Annotated in this window: 21 protein-coding genes; 3 read left to right on the top strand and 18 right to left on the bottom strand. The window is 54.8% G+C overall.

What is annotated here, in order from left to right:
- Positions 1-62 precede the first annotated feature (62 nt).
- Genes E0L35_RS18165 through galU form a run of 3 tightly spaced genes read right to left on the bottom strand, consistent with a single transcriptional unit; the run spans position 63 to position 3080 of the window.
- Entirely contained in the window at positions 63-884 is an 822-nt protein-coding gene (locus E0L35_RS18165) for a hypothetical protein (protein ID WP_022523478.1), read from the bottom strand.
- Between the two features lie 9 nt (positions 885-893).
- Positions 894-2186, bottom strand: coding sequence for a nucleotide sugar dehydrogenase (locus E0L35_RS18160; protein ID WP_138801039.1), 1293 nt, complete (start codon positions 2184-2186; stop codon positions 894-896).
- A 3-nt stretch (positions 2187-2189) separates the two neighbouring features.
- Positions 2190-3080 (bottom strand): UTP--glucose-1-phosphate uridylyltransferase GalU, encoded by an 891-nt coding sequence (galU, locus tag E0L35_RS18155; protein WP_022523480.1) that lies wholly within the window; start codon positions 3078-3080, stop codon positions 2190-2192.
- A 171-nt stretch (positions 3081-3251) separates the two neighbouring features.
- Between galU and ubiG the strand changes: the two genes are divergently transcribed.
- Both ubiG and E0L35_RS18145 read left to right on the top strand, forming a co-directional pair.
- Positions 3252-3995, top strand: a complete 744-nt coding sequence (gene ubiG / locus E0L35_RS18150) for a bifunctional 2-polyprenyl-6-hydroxyphenol methylase/3-demethylubiquinol 3-O-methyltransferase UbiG (protein WP_022523481.1) — start codon at positions 3252-3254, stop codon at positions 3993-3995.
- Positions 3996-4664, top strand: a complete 669-nt coding sequence (locus tag E0L35_RS18145; protein ID WP_022523482.1) for an HAD-IA family hydrolase — start codon at positions 3996-3998, stop codon at positions 4662-4664.
- 64 nt (positions 4665-4728) lie between these two features.
- Here E0L35_RS18145 and E0L35_RS18140 read toward each other — a convergent pair whose 3' ends face one another.
- From E0L35_RS18140 to E0L35_RS18080, 13 genes are all read right to left on the bottom strand, one after another.
- Positions 4729-5490, bottom strand: coding sequence for a YciK family oxidoreductase (locus E0L35_RS18140; protein ID WP_022523483.1), 762 nt, complete (start codon positions 5488-5490; stop codon positions 4729-4731).
- 24 nt (positions 5491-5514) lie between these two features.
- On the bottom strand, positions 5515-6309 hold the full coding sequence (gene ybgF, locus E0L35_RS18135) for a tol-pal system protein YbgF (protein ID WP_138801038.1): 795 nt from the start codon (positions 6307-6309) through the stop codon (positions 5515-5517).
- 80 nt (positions 6310-6389) lie between these two features.
- Positions 6390-6929, bottom strand: coding sequence for a peptidoglycan-associated lipoprotein Pal (pal, locus tag E0L35_RS18130; protein WP_009286695.1), 540 nt, complete (start codon positions 6927-6929; stop codon positions 6390-6392).
- Positions 6930-6969: 40 nt separating this feature from the next.
- Complete coding sequence (gene tolB, locus E0L35_RS18125) at positions 6970-8262, bottom strand: Tol-Pal system beta propeller repeat protein TolB (protein WP_022523486.1); 1293 nt, start codon at positions 8260-8262, stop codon at positions 6970-6972.
- Entirely contained in the window at positions 8262-9431 is a 1170-nt protein-coding gene (gene tolA / locus E0L35_RS18120; RefSeq protein WP_230805427.1) for a cell envelope integrity protein TolA, read from the bottom strand. The genes tolB and tolA overlap by 1 nt, the downstream gene beginning before the upstream one ends.
- A gap of 16 nt (positions 9432-9447) precedes the next feature.
- Positions 9448-9885, bottom strand: a complete 438-nt coding sequence (gene tolR, locus E0L35_RS18115) for a protein TolR (protein ID WP_022523488.1) — start codon at positions 9883-9885, stop codon at positions 9448-9450.
- A gap of 11 nt (positions 9886-9896) precedes the next feature.
- The gene (gene tolQ / locus E0L35_RS18110; RefSeq protein WP_007114222.1) at positions 9897-10592 is read right to left on the bottom strand and encodes a protein TolQ; all 696 of its coding nucleotides are present in this window, start codon (positions 10590-10592) and stop codon (positions 9897-9899) included.
- Between the two features lie 58 nt (positions 10593-10650).
- A complete protein-coding gene (gene ybgC, locus E0L35_RS18105; RefSeq protein WP_009286692.1) occupies positions 10651-11064 on the bottom strand; it encodes a tol-pal system-associated acyl-CoA thioesterase in 414 nt (137 codons plus the stop codon).
- Positions 11061-12098, bottom strand: a complete 1038-nt coding sequence (gene ruvB / locus E0L35_RS18100) for a Holliday junction branch migration DNA helicase RuvB (protein ID WP_022523489.1) — start codon at positions 12096-12098, stop codon at positions 11061-11063. Before ruvB ends, ybgC begins: the two co-directional genes overlap by 4 nt.
- A gap of 86 nt (positions 12099-12184) precedes the next feature.
- Complete coding sequence (ruvA, locus tag E0L35_RS18095) at positions 12185-12793, bottom strand: Holliday junction branch migration protein RuvA (protein ID WP_009286690.1); 609 nt, start codon at positions 12791-12793, stop codon at positions 12185-12187.
- Positions 12794-12898: 105 nt separating this feature from the next.
- Positions 12899-13462, bottom strand: coding sequence for a crossover junction endodeoxyribonuclease RuvC (gene ruvC, locus E0L35_RS18090; RefSeq protein WP_171051189.1), 564 nt, complete (start codon positions 13460-13462; stop codon positions 12899-12901).
- A gap of 79 nt (positions 13463-13541) precedes the next feature.
- Positions 13542-15323, bottom strand: coding sequence for an aspartate--tRNA ligase (aspS, locus tag E0L35_RS18085; RefSeq protein ID WP_022523491.1), 1782 nt, complete (start codon positions 15321-15323; stop codon positions 13542-13544).
- 65 nt (positions 15324-15388) lie between these two features.
- On the bottom strand, positions 15389-15688 hold the full coding sequence (locus E0L35_RS18080; protein WP_133732523.1) for a zinc ribbon domain-containing protein: 300 nt from the start codon (positions 15686-15688) through the stop codon (positions 15389-15391).
- Between the two features lie 296 nt (positions 15689-15984).
- Between E0L35_RS18080 and E0L35_RS18075 the strand changes: the two genes are divergently transcribed.
- The gene (locus E0L35_RS18075) at positions 15985-16926 is read left to right on the top strand and encodes a D-2-hydroxyacid dehydrogenase (protein ID WP_022523493.1); all 942 of its coding nucleotides are present in this window, start codon (positions 15985-15987) and stop codon (positions 16924-16926) included.
- A gap of 35 nt (positions 16927-16961) precedes the next feature.
- Here E0L35_RS18075 and E0L35_RS18070 read toward each other — a convergent pair whose 3' ends face one another.
- Positions 16962-17237 (bottom strand): acylphosphatase, encoded by a 276-nt coding sequence (locus tag E0L35_RS18070; RefSeq protein WP_022523494.1) that lies wholly within the window; start codon positions 17235-17237, stop codon positions 16962-16964.
- A 36-nt stretch (positions 17238-17273) separates the two neighbouring features.
- Positions 17274-18173: a YihY/virulence factor BrkB family protein gene (locus E0L35_RS18065; RefSeq protein WP_022523495.1), complete on the bottom strand. Its 900-nt coding sequence runs from the start codon at positions 18171-18173 to the stop codon at positions 17274-17276.
- Between the last annotated feature and the right edge of the window lie 111 nt (positions 18174-18284).

Below are 18284 nucleotides of genomic sequence, written 5' to 3'. Positions count from 1 at the left end.
CATTTCAACGCATTAGCATGTTAAAGATTAAGCAATCACACTCATACTTCCGTCGCGCCTTATTAACGCAACATCTCTAGCTGGGCACTGAAAGCAAGCTGCGCCTGGCGTACTTGGCGCACATCGCTTTCCAGCGAATTCAGCCGTTGAGACCACTCCTGCTCCAATGCTTCCAGGGCTGCTTGATCTGCGGGTGCTTCTATCTCTGCAACGGATGTTTCCAGCTCATTAAAGCGTGCCTCGAACGCTGCTCTTTGTGCTGATAGCTGCTCTTCCCAAGCGCTACTGACACTGTTGAGCTGACTATCCAGGCCATTGATGCGCCGTTCGGTCAATTGCTCCAGATGGGAGACTTCCTCAACAAGATTTTGACGACCCGAGGAACCCGTTTGTTCCAAGGCGTCAAGAGATTCCCTCACCGCCATTAATTGACTGTCGCGCAGTTCGGCTTGCTCTCTAAGTTGAGACAACTGCCGCAACAGTGTATTGATGGAATCACTAGAGACAGTATCCTCGCTAGAAGTGAGAAAACCGTACAACTCTTCCCGAGTAGCGGCCAACGACACTGACAGCTGCTCCTGCTCTTGGAAAAGCGTCGACATCTGAGCTTGTACAAAGGTTATCGTATCTTGTACATCCGTGTCATCCGAATCCAACCGAGCGTGCACATTGGAGACTTCCCCACTTACCCGGTGCAGCTCACCCAGCAGTCGTTCACGTTCATACCAAAGTCCAGCCGCCGCCGCGCCCATAAGCGCAATGATCAGTAGCAAACATAGCCATAGTGGCCATAGCGTGGGCCCCTTTCGGTGACGCAAGTGTTGCGCCGTCAAGCTTTGATCCACATCGGGCACAATACGAGAGGATGCGGTAGCGTCTGGCATGACATTTCCTCAAAGAGTCTTCGGGTCGGCACGGCGGCCAATACCTCGGTACATTAATCCACAGCTGGCAACGAACTCAGGGTCGTAAATATTGCGTCCGTCTAGTACGAGCTTAGCGTTTAAAAGCGAGCCGAGTCGGTGCCAGTCCGGGTTCCAATACGTTTTCCATTCAGTCACCAGCATCAGTACATCGGCCCCCTCACAGGCTTGGTAAGGATCATGCGTATAGGTGCGCAGGTCGTCACGTTCGCCCACCAAGGCATGAAGAGCTGGCACTGCTGCTGGGTCGTGGAGCTGAACTTTAATTCCTTGCGCCCAAAGAGCCTCAAGCAGCGTTAATACCGGGGCGTGGTCAATACGCGCTGTGCCGGGCTTAAACGCCGCACCCCATATCGCCACGGTTTTACCCGCCAGCTCACCTGCAAAGTGAGCCCACAGTTTGCGAAACAGGGTCTCTTTCTTCTGCTCGTTAATATCCATTACCTGCTCAAGCAGTGCTGAATAGCGACCACTTTGCAGTTGCACATCGGCCAAGCGCATCAAATCCCGGGAGAAATTCGGCCCGCCAAACCCACATCCGGGGTAGAGATACTCAAACCCGATCCGTGAGTCAGCGCCCATTCCCTGGCGGACATGTTCAACATCCACCCCCAGGGTATCAGCCAAGCCAGCAATTTCATTCATATAACTGATACGGGTAGCCAGCATGCCGTTAATTGCCAGCTTGGTGAGCTCTGCAGCGCGGCGCGGCATACACTGAAATACTTCGCTGCGGCGATTAAAGGCGCGTAATAGTTCCCTGGTCACCTGCTCACCAGTGGCATCATCGCAACCTAGCAGCCGCCTAGTGGGGCGGGTAAACGACTCCCACGCCCGCCCCTCTTCCAACGTATCTGGGAGTGCCACGCTGGTGTGCTGCATGCCCATCAGTGCATGCAGGCGCTCGGTCTCGCCGACCGGAAACGTTGAATTATTGATAAGCACTATGCCCTGCTGATCGACCAATAGCGGGTCTTCAACCAACGCACTGGCTGAACTACGCTGCGCAGGAGATAACGCCAGCCAGATCACTTCAGGCGTGCGCGCCTCTTTAAGCTGCTCAATGACCTCCAGTGTCCCATCCGCCAAACCCTGCTCCAGATGAGCCATCAGCTGAGGTTCGCTGCGCAGCCAGTCCACTCGGAAAAGTGCTGACCAGGGGGCGTCAGCGTGCGGCAACCACTGCACCTGATGCCCGACCCAGGCCAACGCAGCGGCGGCCGTCGCTGCGCTCAATTCGCTACCGTAAAGCAACACCCGCATGGGTTACTCTCCTTGTTGGTAACGTGATAACAGGGCTTGGAAACCCTCACCAAACTCGGGGTGACGACGCGCGTAGGCAAGTGTGGCTTCAAGATAACCCAGCGGCTGGCCACAATCGTAGGTCGTGCCCTGCATACGGTATGCCTGCACCCCCGACTGTTCGCGCAGGGTCTCCAGCGCATCAGTGAGCTGAATTTCGCCACCGGCACCGGGCTTGGTGGCTTCTAAAATGGAGAAAATATGGCCTGGCAGCGCGTAGCGACCAATCACGGCTAGGTTTGAAGGCGCTGCATCGCGCTTTGGCTTTTCCACCATTCCCACAAGATCTGCCGATTGGTTAGGTGCAGGCACATCGCCAGCGGGTGCCACGATGCCATACTTCTCAACTTGCTCCCAAGCCACCTCTTCCACCATTAGCTGCGCCGTTTGCTGTTGATCATAAGCTGCCAACATGCCGGCCAAGTCGGTCGTTTGGTTGGCGCTGTTGTCGACCAGCACATCGGGAAGCAGCACTGCAAAAGGTTCGTCGTCGCCGATGATCGGGCGAGCGCATAGCACCGCATGGCCTAACCCCAGCGGTACACCCTGACGAATACTGATAATGCTGACATCATCAGGCACCAAATTGCGCAACATCGCCAAAAGCTCGTGTTTACCTTTCGCTTCCAGGCTGGCTTCTAGCTCGGCGTGGGTGTCAAAGTGGTTTTCAATAGCGCTTTTATTACTACTGGTGACCAGCACAATCTCACGAATACCCGCGGCAATGGCTTCTTCGACCACATATTGAATAACCGGCCTATCGACAATCGTAATCATCTCCTTGGGAATAGCCTTCGAAGCCGGTAAGCAGCGGGTGCCAAACCCAGCAACAGGAAGTACGGCCTTGCGAATCATAAAGAGGTCCTTTTCATGCGTTCCGACACAGGAGTGGTTAGAATGTCCATAATACTGAAGGCGTGGATGGATGCCACCTCGCCAATGGACGATAACCAGTGCAAATGGATAATAACCAGTAACTAAGCGTCAACTCTTCGCTTAATGCGTAACGACAATGGGAGTCACAACATGCAAGCGACACCACAGGATAGCACTGCTGGTCACTATCAAGGCAATGTCGATGCAGCAGAAGTCGCCAAATTTGAAGCGCTTGCTAGCCGCTGGTGGGATCCGCAGGGTGAATTTAAACCACTCCACGAGATTAACCCTTTGCGGCTCGATTTTATTGATGCGCGTGCGGGCTTGGCAGGAAAAAAAGTGCTGGATGTGGGCTGTGGCGGCGGCATTTTGAGCGAATCAATGGCCAACCGCGGGGCTAAAGTAACCGGTATTGATCTCGGTGAAGCACCTTTAGCGGTGGCTAGGCTGCACGCGGAAGATCGCGGTGTCGAGATCGATTATCAGCACATCAGTGTGGAAGCCATGGCGGCTCAAAAGCCCGGTTTTTACGATGCAGTGACCTGCATGGAGATGCTTGAGCACGTACCCGACCCCGCCTCCGTCATTCGTGCCTGCAGCGCCCTGGTTCGCCCTGGCGGCTATGTGTTTTTCTCTACGCTGAATCGCACCGCCAAGTCCTATGCGTTTGCCATTCTAGGCGCCGAGTACGTGCTTAGACTGCTCCCCCGGGGTACGCATAACTACGCGAAATTTATTCGCCCTTCAGAAATGGCCGCCTGGTCTCGCGACTGTGGCTTAGAAGTGCGTGAGCAGACGGGGCTTACCTACAATCCGCTAACCCGGCACTATCGTTTGGTAAGCCATGATGTTTCGGTCAACTACATGATGTACTGCCGTAAGGTGAGCGATTAAATGCCGATGCAAGCGCCCCAAGCGATTCTCTTCGATCTAGACGGCACCCTGGTCGATACCGCTCCAGATTTAGCCCACGCAACCAATGCGCTACGTATTCACCACGACTTAGAGCCACTTCCCTTTGAAGTGATCCGCCGCCAGGTCTCTAACGGCGGTAGTGCGCTGGTGACGCTGGCGCTAGGGTTAGAAGCGACAGCGGATGGACATACTCAAGCACGCCAGTTTTTGCTGGATGCCTACGAGCAGGCGGTCGCGGTGCACAGCCAGGTCTTCTCGCCGCTCGATGTATGGCTGAAAGAGTGGCATGGCAACCAACGACCCTGGGGGATTGTGACCAATAAACCGCGTCGCTATACGCTACCGTTATTGGACGCATTGGCGCTTCAGCCGGGCGCCTTACTATGTGCAGATGACCTGAGTGTAAAAAAGCCAGCCCCTGAGCCGCTCTGGGAAGCTGCCCGGCGGCTAGGCGTTGAGCCGGGTCAGTGCTGGTACATCGGCGACCATGCACGGGATATCGAGGCCGCCGTCGCTGCGGGGATGACGGCCGTGGCCGTTGGCTACGGCTATATCAGCGCAGAGGATGACTATCAACAGTGGCCTGCTGACTTATGGTTTGGAGAGTGTCACGCGCTGGTCGATGCCCTTAACGGTTTCAGACGCTAGCGACAATTTCAAGCGTAAGTACCGGCGGGCATCGACGTGCTGATAAGGGGTTTAAAAGTAAGCGCTATACCCGTGGCGGCTGGGCATCAAGCTTTTGACCGTTGGTGCCTGCACTGTCTGGCCCCATAAGCCATAAGTAGGTAGGCATGATGTCTTCCGGGGTGCGTAGTGTGAAGGGATCCTCACCGGGGAACGCGGTACGCCGCATTTGAGTCCGTGTGGCACCCGGATTGAGTGAATTAACGCGTACCGTGGACTGGTTATCCAATTCGTCGGCCAACACCTCGACAAACCCTTCAGTGGCAAACTTAGAGACCGAGTACGCTCCCCAATAGGCGCGGCCTTTACGGCCAACGCTGGAGGAGGTGAATATCACCGATGCATCGTCAGACGCCTGCAGTAGCGGCAATAGTGCCTGGGTCATCCAGATGGGCCCATTGATATTCACCTGCATCACCTGCTGCCAGAGCTCAGGGTTATACTGCTCGAAAGGCGTGATGCGACCCAACAACCCAGCGTTATGCAACACCCCGTCCAAACGGCCAAACTCTTTATCCAGCGTTTCCGCCATATCATGAAAATCTTTTAGCGTAGCGCCTTCAAAGTTGAGCGGAAAAATCGCTGGCTGGGGGCCACCGGCCGCTTCGATTTCATCGTAAACGCGCTCTAACTTGGCAATAGTGCGCCCCAATAGAATCACGGTGGCTCCGTGTTGGGCATAGCTCAACGCTGCCGCACGGCCAATCCCGTCCCCTGCGCCGGTTACCAACACGATGCGATTTTCCAATAGGTTGGGCGCTGGTTGATAGTCGATCTTGCAGCTCATGCTGATTCCTTGAAGCAAAAGATATTAACTTGCTGATTGGCGTAAAAAGTCATTGGCAAGGCCCGCGGCACTGCTTTGCGGGTAGTCATCGCGCACTTGCTCGAGTAGCTCACGGCTGCGCTCTGCTTCGCCTTTACGTGCTTTCACTAAGCCTAGCTTATAGATCGCATCCGGCACTTTACTGCTGCCGCTGTACTCCTCGATCACACGGCTAAATGCCTGGTCGGCGGCATCCAGCTCGCCTTCTGCAGCATATAGCTCGCCCAGCCAGTAGTGACCATTAGCCGTTAGACTAGTATCAGGATGGTCGCTAACAAAAGCCTCAAAGGCCGCAATCGCCTCATCAAAACGGCGCGCTTGAACATGCGCAAAAGCCGCTTGGTAATCGGCCTGGGCGTCCTCACTGACATTGCGGCTCGAAGGCGCGTTAACAACTTCTTCAGCGGCCTCAGGCTCGACTGGTGGTGTTGACTGCTCAATCTGAGTTGGACCGCTGCTCATCAGGCGGTCTTCAATATCGAGATACTGCTGCTGGGATTGACGGCGCAGCTGTTCCAACTGGTGGCGTAACTCTTCAATTTGACCACGCAGCTGCTGGATCTCCTGCTGGTGCTCCTGCACCTGGTTAAACAATACCAGGTTACCGCTGGACGCTTCCTGGCGCTGCGTTTGCTGGTAAAAGCTGCTGTTGGAAGAGTTGGAAAGATCTTGAACGAGCGGCTGTTGAGCGGTGGCCGTTAGGGGCAATACGGACAGCGGGAGCACTATGGCTCCCGCACCGCACAGCCTCTCAACGTAACGCTTGAGACTGTGATTCATGATGACTCCGTAGACGTAAACGGCGTGCGATAAGCCGCACGCCGAATTCATCAGTGGTTAAGCATTCAATCGTTAAATGCTCAGTAGTTAAATACAACACGGCGGTTCTGAGCGTAAGCGCTCTCGTCTTGGCCATTGACAGCCGGACGCTCTTCACCATAGCTAACCACGCTCATTTGTGAAGGAGAGACGCCCTGAATATTCAAGAAGCGTTCTACCGCATTCGCACGACGCTCCCCTAGCGCCATGTTGTATTCACGGGTACCGCGTTCATCAGTATGCCCGTGGAGTACCACTTGAGCGTTCGGGTTAGCACGCAGATAGCGCGCATGAGCCATTACCACGGATTCGTACTCGCTCTTAATTGTATCGCGGTCGTAATCGAAATAGATGGTGCGTACTTCTGGGATGCGTGAATCAGCCTGCTGACCAGCGCCTGAACCAGAGGTGGAACCATACTGACTACCCGTGCCTGTACCCGAGGTGCTAGACCCAGTCGTGCTGCCATCCTGGCTACCGTACGAGTCACCGTCTTGGGTTCCGCCGGTGCTGGAACAGCCAGCGATTACCACGATAGATAGCGCTGCTGCTAATGAGCGAGCCAACGGTTTAAGTTGCATAATCAGACTCCTTGCCTGAAAACTGAAATTTTGATGTTAATCAATTTAAGAAGGGTGACCAAGCTGGATCACGAACATCGCCTTGTGCTGACGGCAGCCTGAATGAAGAGCGACCATCGGCAGAAACAGCACTTAGTACCCCACTGTTACCCTGCTGGGTAGCGAAGATTACCATGGTCCCGTTCGGCGCAACACTAGGAGATTCATCTCTTGTTGATTCACTCAATACCACTAAGCGGTCACCGCTTAGGTCTTGCCTTGCTACTTGATAACCACGGCTAGAGCGATGGATCAAGAATATTTGCTCGCCATCCGGCGAGAAGCGGCCACGCGCATTATAATTACCGGTAAATGTCAGGCGCTGGGACTCTCCGCCACCCAGTGTATATTGATAGAGCTGGGGGCCGCCGCTACGATCAGAGGTAAACAACAGGCTGCGTCCATCCGGCGCCCAAGCGGGCTCCGTATCAATACTGTTGTTATTGGTAATGCGCTCTACTGAACGGTTGGCAACATCCATAATGTAAATTTCAGGCTGGCCATCTTTAGACAGTGACATGGCGATACGCCGCCCATCCGGTGACCATGCTGGCGCGCCGTTAATGCCATCGAAGGAGGTCGCCTGCACGCGCTGGCCCGTCGCCACATCCTGGATATAGATCGCCGGACGCTCAGTCTCAAAGGAGACATAGGCGAGCTTGGTGCCGTCGGGCGACCACGCCGGTGACATGATCGGTTCATCAGAGGTCAACACCTGCTCACTACGGCGACCATCGGCGTCTGCAACGTACAGACCAAACTGCATATCGTCACCGATACCTTGGGCCGTGACATAAGCAATTTTGGTGGAGAACGCGCCGCGGATATCAGTAATCTCTTCAAAAATTTGATCGCTGATATAGTGTGCAGCACCGCGCAGGTCATTTCCCCTCACTGTCACGGTTTCACCGATCATTCGACGCTGACCACTGATATCCATCAGTTCAAACTGTAGTTCAAAGCCACCGTCAGTTTGTTCTGCCTGGCCGACGACCAGATAGCGCACGTCCAGCGAACGCCAGGTACCGAACTGCACATCGTCAGATTGGCTAGGCTGCTCAAACATAGCGCTGCGCGCCAAGGGGGCAAAATAGCCACTGCGTTCAAGGTCATCTTGAACAATCTGTGCTACATCTTCGGGAAGGCCGTCTGAACCGGCGAATGGCACGACACCAATCGGCAGCGCTTGATCGCTGCCCCGCGTGATCTCAATGGTTAAGTTAGCACTTGCCACACTGCTAAAAGTGAACAGCAAGCACAATAACCAAAATTTCTTTAACACTTGAGTTTGCATCAACGGACTCCCCCTGGGGAAAAGTTCAAAGTGATATTGCGTCGGATTTCACGCTGTTGATCTTCTGATAATTGTAGTAGCTCAGAAAACGGTGCCGCTTGCTCAACCGCCTGAATAATGGATTGATCAAAGGCACTATCGCCACTCGATGATGTTACGTTTACTAATAATACCTCCCCCGAAGGCCCCAGACGCACATTGACAGAAGCCCGCATACTATCACTTGATCCACCAGGAATTATCCAGGCTTGTTCAATAGCTCGTTTCATTATGTTGCTGAAATTATTTGCAGCCTGCTCAGCCTGCTGGGCATTGGCAGCTGCTTCGGCCTCACCGTCCAGTTGGCGCTGCATAGCCGCCTCGGCAGCTTCTGCGGCTTGGCGTTGGCGCTCAGCTTCTGCTTCACGACGCTGCTGCTCTTCGGCTTCACGCTGACGCTGTGCTTCGGCCTCTCGCTCTCGCTGAGCCTCCTCTTGCTCACGCAATCGCTGTTCTTCAGCTTCGCGTTGGCGTTCAGCCTCCTCCGCTTCACGGCGCTGCTGCTCTTCAGCTTCGCGCTGACGCTCGGCTTCTTCCGCTTCACGGCGCTGCTGTTCTTCGGCTTCGCGCTGGCGTTCTGCTTCTGCCTCTTCGCGTTGCTGCTGCTCGGCGGCTTCCTGCTGGCGTTGTGCCTCTTCCACTTCACGCTGGCGCTTTGCGGCAGCTTCCGCTTCGGCTTCACGTTCAGCCGCTTCAGCAGCCTGCCGTTCGGCCTGCTCAGCCGCTTCTTCAGCTCTACGTTGGGCCTCAGCTTCCGCAGCCGCACGTGCTTCTTCTAGCGCCTGCGCCTCGGCTTCCGCCGCCTGTTGAGCGGCTTCTTCTGCGGCTTGCTGCTCGGCTGCGGCCTGCTGTTCACTAGCTGAAGGCTCTTCCGGTGCATCAGGCTCGGTGGGGGCTTCAGCAGGCGCATTCATCGCCGCCTGCTCTTCCGTTGCTTGCTGCGCCTGGTCAGTAAAGGTTTCGGTGCTTACCAGCGTTGCCTGTACGATCGAGGAGCTGTCAGGTTCTGCGTCTCGATTAGGCAGGCTGATCAAGCTAAACGCTACAATCGCTACGTGCACACCTATCGCCAGAACAGTCGGCCACTTATAGCCGACGTCTTGAGGATCGCGCGGGGATTTCAGTGCCATGTGCTGCGCCTTGCCCTTACCCATCTTTTGACGGCTCAGATAGCAGCCCCACATTAGCCACGCCAGCGCCTTGCAGAGTGCTCATCAAGACGACAATCTGACCGTAGGCCACATTACGGTCGCCGCGTACCATTACCGGTGTGCCTGGGCGACGCTCTATAATCGTTGTCACTCGTGAGGACATCTCATCCAGCGACACCGACGTGGAGTCTTCCCCAAGCGTGATGAAGTACCCACCGTCGCTATCAACCGAGATAATGATCGGATCATTATCCTCCTGGATATCAATGGGCTGAGAGGTGACTTGCGGCAACTCAACTTGTACGCCCTGGGTCAACATGGGCGCGGTGATCATAAAGACCACCAGCAGTACCAGCATGATGTCAATGAAAGGGACGACGTTAATCTCCGCCATTGGCTTGCTTTTGCCGCTACGATTGAATGGTCCTTGCATGGCTCTCTCCCTTAGCTGGCGCTCGGTTTGCCGTCACGACCTTGCAAATTGCGGTGCAGGATAGCGTGAAACTCTTCGGCAAAGTCTTCATATTTGCCCAGCAGGCGAGAAGACGAGTTGGATAGGCGGTTATAGAAAATCACCGCTGGAATCGCCGCAAATAGACCCATGGCTGTGGCAATGAGCGCTTCAGCAATCCAGGGAGCCACCGTAGCAAGGGTCGCTTGCTGAGTCAGTGATAGTGCCTGAAACGACCCCATGATGCCCCATACAGTGCCGAACAAGCCGATATAGGGGCTAGCTGAGGCTACCGTGGCAAGAAACACTAAATGCTGGGTTAAGCGATCCTCTTCCCGAGACCACGCTACGCGCATGCTACGCTGAACGCCTTCCAGCACGGTATCCGGGTCACGGGTTTTAGGCATCAAACGGTTAAATTCACGAAAACCAGCTTGAAAAATATGCTCGGCGCCGTGGCGCGGGTCATCGGCAGGAATCTCACGATAGAGTTCGTTTAAGTCGACACCTGACCAAAAAGACTCCTCAAATTGGTTGTACTCTTTCTTGGCGCGGCCCAGCGCAATACTGCGCTGAAAAATCACTACCCAAGAGAGGATCGACCCCACCAGTAGCAGCAGCATTACCAGTTGCACTACAGTACTGGCATTCATTATCAAATGGGGAATGGACATGGTGTTATCGTTCACAGGTGCCCTCATCAATCTATTAGGGTCGGGATTGCCGACGCAGTGAGTGACCTCTTGGTTAAGAGGCCTGGGTCAAAACTTTAAGCGATGCTGGCCATGCTTTTGGCCGTAAACGTTCGGTGCTCAAGCAGGCTATCTCGACTGTGGCAGAGCATAGGAGTTCCTCATTACGCCAAACCTGCTGTTCAAATGTCATCCGACAGCGCCCAACGTTGGTAACGTGAGCACTAATTTCCAACGCGTCATCCAAGTAAGCCGGTTTCGCGTAGTGACAGGCCAAGCGGTATACCACTAGCTGTGTACCTTCGTCTAGCAGCGTTTGCTGATTCAGGCCCAACTGGCGGAGCCATTCACTACGCGCACGCTCCATAAACTTCAAGTAGTTAACGTAGTAGACAATGCCGCCTGCGTCAGTATCTTCCATATAAACGCGCAGCGGCAGTCGATAACCTTCTCTTGTGCAGCTACTCACGGACGGCGCTCTCCCTCCATATCGGTTGCCTGTTCGTGGGGCACGCGCTCAAAGTGCAGCCACGCCTGGCGGGTGGCCACCCGGCCGCGGGGAGTGCGCATCATCAAGCCCTGCTGAATAAGATAGGGCTCAATAACGTCTTCGATCGTGTCACGTTCTTCACTGATCGCCGCGGCGAGTGAGTCAATACCCACCGGCCCACCGTCAAATTTATCGATCATGGCCAGCAGTAGCCGCCGATCCATATGATCCAAGCCGTGGTGATCCACATTAAGCATATTGAGAGCCGCATCAGCCATGGCGACATCGACGACGCCGTTACCTTTCATTTCGGCGTAATCTCGCACCCGGCGTAGCAGTCGGTTGGCAATTCGCGGCGTGCCCCTTGAACGCCTGGCCACTTCAATGGCGCCATCATGGCTGGTTTCAACTCCTAACAAGCGCGCTGAACGCGAGACAATTTCTGTTAGCTCTTCCAGGTTATAAAACTCAAGCCGCTGCACGATACCAAATCGGTCACGCAGCGGGGAGGTCAATAATCCTGCCCGGGTCGTGGCGCCCACCAGGGTGAAGCGGGGAAGATCCAGTTTAATCGAACGTGCCGCAGGCCCTTCGCCAATCATAATATCGAGCTGAAAATCTTCCATGGCCGGGTAGAGCACTTCTTCGACCACCGGTGACAGGCGATGAATTTCATCGATAAAAAGTACATCGCCAGGCTCTAAATTAGTCAGCATGGCGGCTAGATCGCCTGCCCGCTCGAGTACCGGCCCGGAAGTCGACTTCATACCGACGCCCATCTCGGTGGCAATAATATGCGCAAGGGTCGTTTTACCTAACCCTGGGGGGCCAAATACCAGAGTGTGATCCAGGCTCTCTTCACGCAGCCGCGCGGCGCCGATAAAGATTTCCAGTTGTTCACGCACACGCGGCTGGCCAATATAGTCATCCAGCCGCTTGGGGCGAATCGCGTAATCAATGCGCCCCTCCCCCTGTTCAGGCTCAGCGGCGATCAGCCGATCGTGTTCTAACATAGGTGCTCTTCTTTATGGCGATTCAAAAGGTCTATTCACAAAGGTCTATCCACTACCCACAATTTCGTACTCACACCGCTGCCTGCTTAGCCACCCATGCGCTGGGTGAGCGCGGCTTTAATCAGCGCTTCGGTAGACTGATTGGGGTCGATATCGGCGAGCATTTTCGACGCCTCAGTCAGTTTATACCCCAAGCTAACTAACGCGGCTTCCGCATCGGCAAGACTATCGCGGGTAGAAGCACGGCCATTGGTGGCTTCAAGGGGCAGTAGCGCGTCGCTGCCATCTTCCCACTCGGGAAAACGGTCGCGCATTTCAATAATCAGCCGCTCTGCGGTTTTCTTACCCACTCCTGGCAGGGTTGTCAGCGCTTTGCTGTCGTCATCACGGACGCAGCGCATAAAGGCGTCTTCGTCCATACCCGACAGGATGGCGAGTGCAAGCTTGGGCCCTACGCCATTGACCTTGATCAAGGCGCGGAACAGAGCACGTTCATGCTCACGGCCGAAGCCATAGAGTAAGTGGGCATCATCACGAATGGTTAAATGGGTGAATAATGAGACGCTCTCGTTAATCGCAGGAAGTGCGACCAGCGTATTCATTGAGGTTTCTAGTTCGTAACCTACGCCATGAACGTCGATTACAATCCAGGGAGGTTGCTTTGCCACTAGCTGACCACTCAGACGTCCAATCATAAATACGCTCGCACCGGAATGAAAAAAATAGAGTGAAAAACAGGTGATTACTATAAAGCGACTCTGTACAGGTGACCAGTAGTTCAGCCAGCGGTACAGCGGGAATTAAAGCCGCCAGCGTCCAGTCGAGCGACGGCGGCCCCGAGATGGCGCAGCGGGCAAGCCATGGCTGCTAAACACAGAGCCGTTATAAGCATGGGTTAACGCAATGGCTAACGCGTCGGCGGCATCGGCCTGGGGAGTAGCGGAGAGCTGCAGAATGGCGGTCACCATATGCTGCACCTGCTCTTTGTCCGCGCCGCCCTGGCCGGTCACCGCCTGCTTGATCTGCCGCGCGGCGTACTCGGCAAGGCTCAAGCCATGATTGGCCATACACACCATTGCCGCCCCCCGAGCCTGGCCAAGCTTCAGCGCTGAATCGGGATTTTTGGCCATAAATACCCGTTCAATGGCCACCTGGGAGGGTCGATGCAGGCCGACGACTTCGCTAAGACCGGCGTAAATTTGCGCCAAGCGCTGCTCCAAGGCCCCTTCTGCCGTGCGGATACAGCCACTCGCTACGTAGCAGGGTTTAACGCCAATAATATCGATCACCCCGTAACCGGTTACCCGGGAGCCAGGGTCTATGCCCAAAATGCGAATGGGTACGACGGGCTTTTGCTCTACCATGGCGTCGATACTCGTGTGACTAGAACATACAAAAACACCGACGCCGTGGCGTCGGTGTTGAGCAGCCATCCAAACCGATTTATTCGGCGGCGGGTTCCGCTTTGACTTTCTGACGTAGGCGGATGTTCAAATCTTTCAACTGCTCGGGGCTGACTTCGCCCGGTGCATTGGTCATCAAACAGGCAGCGCTTTGGGTTTTCGGGAAGGCGATGACTTCACGAATAGTTTTGGCACCGACCATCAGCATGACCAAGCGATCCAAGCCAAAGGCTAAGCCACCATGAGGCGGTGCACCATACTGAAGTGCATCCAGCAGGAAGCCAAATTTCTCTTGGGCTTCTTCTTCACCGATGCCTAGAATCTCAAACACCGTGCTCTGCATGGTCTGATCGTGGATACGAATAGAGCCGCCGCCCAATTCGGTACCGTTGAGCACCATATCGTAAGCGCGTGAAAGCGCATTGGCGGGGTCTGCCTTGAGCTCTTCCGGTGTGCAGGAAGGCGCGGTAAAGGGGTGGTGCAGCGGGCTCAGGCGACCACTGTCGTCGGCTTCAAACATTGGGAAGTCGACTACCCACAGTGGCGCCCACTCTTGAGTATAGAGTTCCAGATCAGCACCGAGCTTGACGCGCAGCGCGCCAATGGCTTCGTTAACGATACGGGCTTTATCGGCACCGAAGAAGATGATGTCACCATCTTCTGCGCCCACGCGGTCGAGCAGCTCTTCAACGATGTTTTCCATAAACTTGACGATCGGAGACTGCAGACCTTCAAGCCCTTTGGCGCGCTCGTTGACCTTGATCCACGCCAAGCCTTTGGCGCCGTAGATGCCGACAAACTTGGTATATTCGTCGATCTCTTTGCGCGATAGCTTGGCGCCGCCGGGTACTTTCAGCGCCGCTACGCGGCCATCATCCGCGCTGGCGGGGCCAGAGAAGACTTTGAAATCGACTTGCTGCATCAGGTCGTCGACATCGGTCAGTTCCAGCGGGATACGCAGATCCGGCTTATCGGAACCGAAGCGGTCCATCGCTTCCTGCCAGGTCATGCGCGGGAACTCAGGGAGTTCGGCTTTTAGCACGTCCTGGAAAAGCTGACGAATCATGGCTTCGGTAATGCCCATGATGTCGTTCTCTTCCACAAACGACGCCTCGATATCAATCTGAGTGAACTCAGGCTGACGGTCGGCGCGCAAATCTTCATCGCGGAAGCACTTGGCAATTTGGTAGTAGCGGTCAAAGCCCGCCACCATCAACAGCTGCTTAAACAGTTGCGGCGACTGAGGCAGTGCAAAGAAACTACCCGCGTGGGTACGGCTAGGCACCAGGTAATCACGAGCACCCTCTGGCGTAGCGCGGGTGAGTACCGGCGTTTCGATATCCAGGAAGCCTTGGTTTTCGAGGTACGCGCGCACGTTATGAGAAATACGCGAGCGCAGACGCAGCTTCTCGATCATATCCGGGCGACGCAGATCGATATAGCGATGCTTTAAGCGCACTTCTTCGCCGACCTTGCCATGCTCATCCAGCTGGAATGGCGGGGTAACGGCGGTGTTGAGCACTTCAACGTCTTTTGCCAACACTTCAATCATACCCGTCGGCATGTTGGCGTTTTGGGTGCCTTCTGGGCGCAGCCGAACGCGACCAGTGATACGCAGGACAAATTCACTGCGGGCACGGTCGGCATTAGCGAATGCCTCGGCGGTATCAGGGTCGACCACGAACTGTGCGATGCCGTCGCGATCGCGCATATCGAGGAAAATTACCCCACCGTGGTCACGGCGGCGATGAACCCATCCGCATACCGTAACCGTTTGATCCACCAAAGTTTCGTTTAGCTGGCCGCAATAATGGCTGCGCATGTCAAATCCTGTTCTGTTACGTGGCAATGAGTGTGTCGCGGGCGTCCCGACCCTGACTGCCGCGGCTATGCCGCGGCGCCCTTGTCTTTGGGAGTGTCGCTCTTAGCGGTAGCGCTGGAATCGCTTGATTTACCGGCATCTGCAGAGGCAGTTTTGCCATCAGCGGCCAGGTTCTTTTTGCTACCCGTTTTGAAATCAGTTTCGTACCAACCGCCGCCGGCCAAACGGAATCCCGCTGCCGAGACAAGCCGTTCCAAGCCATCACTTTGGCATGCAGGGCAATCCTTGAGAGGATCGGCGCTAATCTTCTGCAATTTTTCCATGCGATGGCCGCAGGCCTTGCACTCATATTCATAGATGGGCATCTTAATGACTCCTAATAAGCTCAACCCTGACAAGCTTAGTTCTGACAGGCCTGATTCTAAAGACCCAGCTCTAAAGGCTCAGTTCTAAAGACCCAGCTCTGACAAATCCAGTTCTATCTAAAAGACTCGTTCTGAAAAGAAAGAACAATGGCGAACACAAACGCTGCCAGGCTGCAATATGTGGCCAGTCGGGGTAAATTCCAAGGCTGCGGTTGATAAAGCGCCGCCATTATACCCTTTTGTGCCCCCTGACGAGCAAGGTTATACAGCCCCCTGCGGTTAATGGAGAGAAGAAAATGCCCCATGCGGTGATACTGGATGCGCAAAGTCTCGGCCCCGAGATCAATTTGGCCGCCATTAAAGAGACGGTTTCAAACCTTGAGGTGTTTGAGCAGAGTACCACGCAACAAGCGCGGGAACGCCTTGCTAACGCCGATGTAGCGATCGTGAACAAGGTAGTGCTGGACGCCGAAACGCTGCAGCAACTGCCAAAACTGCGGCTAATATGCGTATTGGCGACAGGTCTCAATAATATCGATCTTGAAAGCGCAAAAGAACACAACATTGAAGTTAAAAACGTCGCGGCTTACGGCACTGCCAGCGTTTCCCAACACACTTTGATGCTCATGCTCGCGTTAGCCAATCGTCTTCCCCAATATCAGCGCGATGTCGCCGCAGGCGAGTGGCAGCGTAGCGCCTTCTTCTGTTTGCAGGATTACCCAACGCTCCAACTGGCAGGTAAACAGCTAGTGATGGTCGGACAAGGCGAGTTAGGTACCGAAGTAGCACGCTTGGCGGAAGCCTTTGGCATGCAAGTCACCTTCGCCGCCCGCCCCGGCAAAGAAGCTAATGATAAGCGCCCTGCCCTGGACGACCTGCTTCCCGATGCCGATGTTATCAGCCTGCACTGCCCGTTGAGCGAGGCCACCAAGCACTTGATCAATCGGGAGCGCTTAACGCGCGCCAAGAACTCACTGCTACTGGTCAACTGCGCCCGCGGCGGGGTTATCGATGAAGTGGCAGCGTTAGAGGCGCTGCGTAGCGGCAAGCTGGGTGGATTAGGCGTTGATGTACTGCCCGCTGAACCACCCAGAGATGGGCACCCACTGCTGGATGCACTCAGCGAGCCGCTAAACTTAATTGTCACGCCTCACAACGCCTGGATTACACCAGAAGCGCGCCAGAATATTGTTAGCCTGACAGCTAACAATATCCTTGAATGGAAAGGTGCCCAATAGAGACCTGCCGTCTCATTAGAGGCTCCCAATAGGCTTTACTGGGTGGCAAAGTGGCTCGGGGCGCGGCAGTTATCCAGCACCTCGAGCTCTACATGGGTAACTTGTGCACCTTCTGAGCCCTGCCATAGCCATTCGCTTAGCAGCTTGACTGCGTCGGAGTGACCACACATCAACACTTCAACCCGGCCATCGGGCAAGTTTTTGGCATAGCCGGTGATACCGTGCTGAAGGGCTTTCTCTTGGGTAGCCCGGCGATACCAGACCCCCTGCACCTTACCGGTCACAAGGGCACGTACACAGCAATCACTCATACTTACCTCCTTACCTTGGCGCTTCTGAACGGAGTGTTAAACATACTCACGTTTGACAATCACTGCACTGTTACGCGGAATCAGCGGGCGGCCACGGCGTAGTAGCAATGAGCGGGTGAACGCCGCCCCAAACAGCAATATTAGTGAACTGTAGTAGACCCATAGCAAAATCATGACTACCGACCCGGCGGCGCCATAGGTAGATGCTGTAGCCGTATACGCCAGGTAAATCGCGATTACACTGCGCCCAATAGTAAACAGTACGGCAGTGACGACTGCGCCAATCAACACATCTTGCCAGCGCAACACAACGTCGGGAAGTACTTTAAAAATGGTGGCAAATAGTAAGGTGACCACAGCCAGCGAGACCAGCGACTCAACTGACGTTGTCAGTAAGCTGGCATAAGGCACCAGATTATCGGCGGCCTGGAGCATACCGCGCAAAACGACGCCTAATACCAGCGATACCATCAGTATAAATCCGATGGAGAGCACCACCGTTAACGATAGCAACCGGCTTTTAATAAAACGTAAAGCGCTATTAGAAGTGGGCTTTGCCGTTACGCCCCAAATGGTATTGAGCGAAAATTGCATCTGGGCGAAAACGGTTGTTGCACCGATCACCAGGGCTCCTACGCCCAATAGCGTTGGCAGGATACCCGACTCCTCAATCCTGGATTGAGCGACGGCGTCTTGAATAGCGACAGCTGCGTCAACCCCTAAGGTACCTTGCAGTTGCGCTACAATTTGTCCCTGAGCCGCCTCTTCTCCCATCACGACACCGATAACTGTGACAGCGATAATAATGGTAGGCGCCAATGAGAAAAGTGTATAGAACGCTAGCGAACCTGCGTAGCTAAAGGCATTACGCTCCAACCATAGTGACGTGGCGTCTTGGACTACTTTCCACCAAAAGATAGCGGCGCGTTTAATCATATTCACTCCCTGTGCTCTGGGTAACGGGGCTTTTTATAAGCGTTATCAACATCCTATTTTTCTAGCATACCTAACCACAGCGTTTAGCGCAGTTTTCTGGTAGGTTGCATC

Origin of the sequence: Halomonas sp. ATBC28 (genome assembly GCF_005937175.1) — a bacterium.
In the GTDB taxonomy this organism is placed as follows: Bacteria; Pseudomonadota; Gammaproteobacteria; order Pseudomonadales; family Halomonadaceae; genus Vreelandella; species Vreelandella titanicae.
Note: the sequence above shows the minus strand (reverse complement) of the source record. Positions and strands in the feature narration are given on the sequence as shown.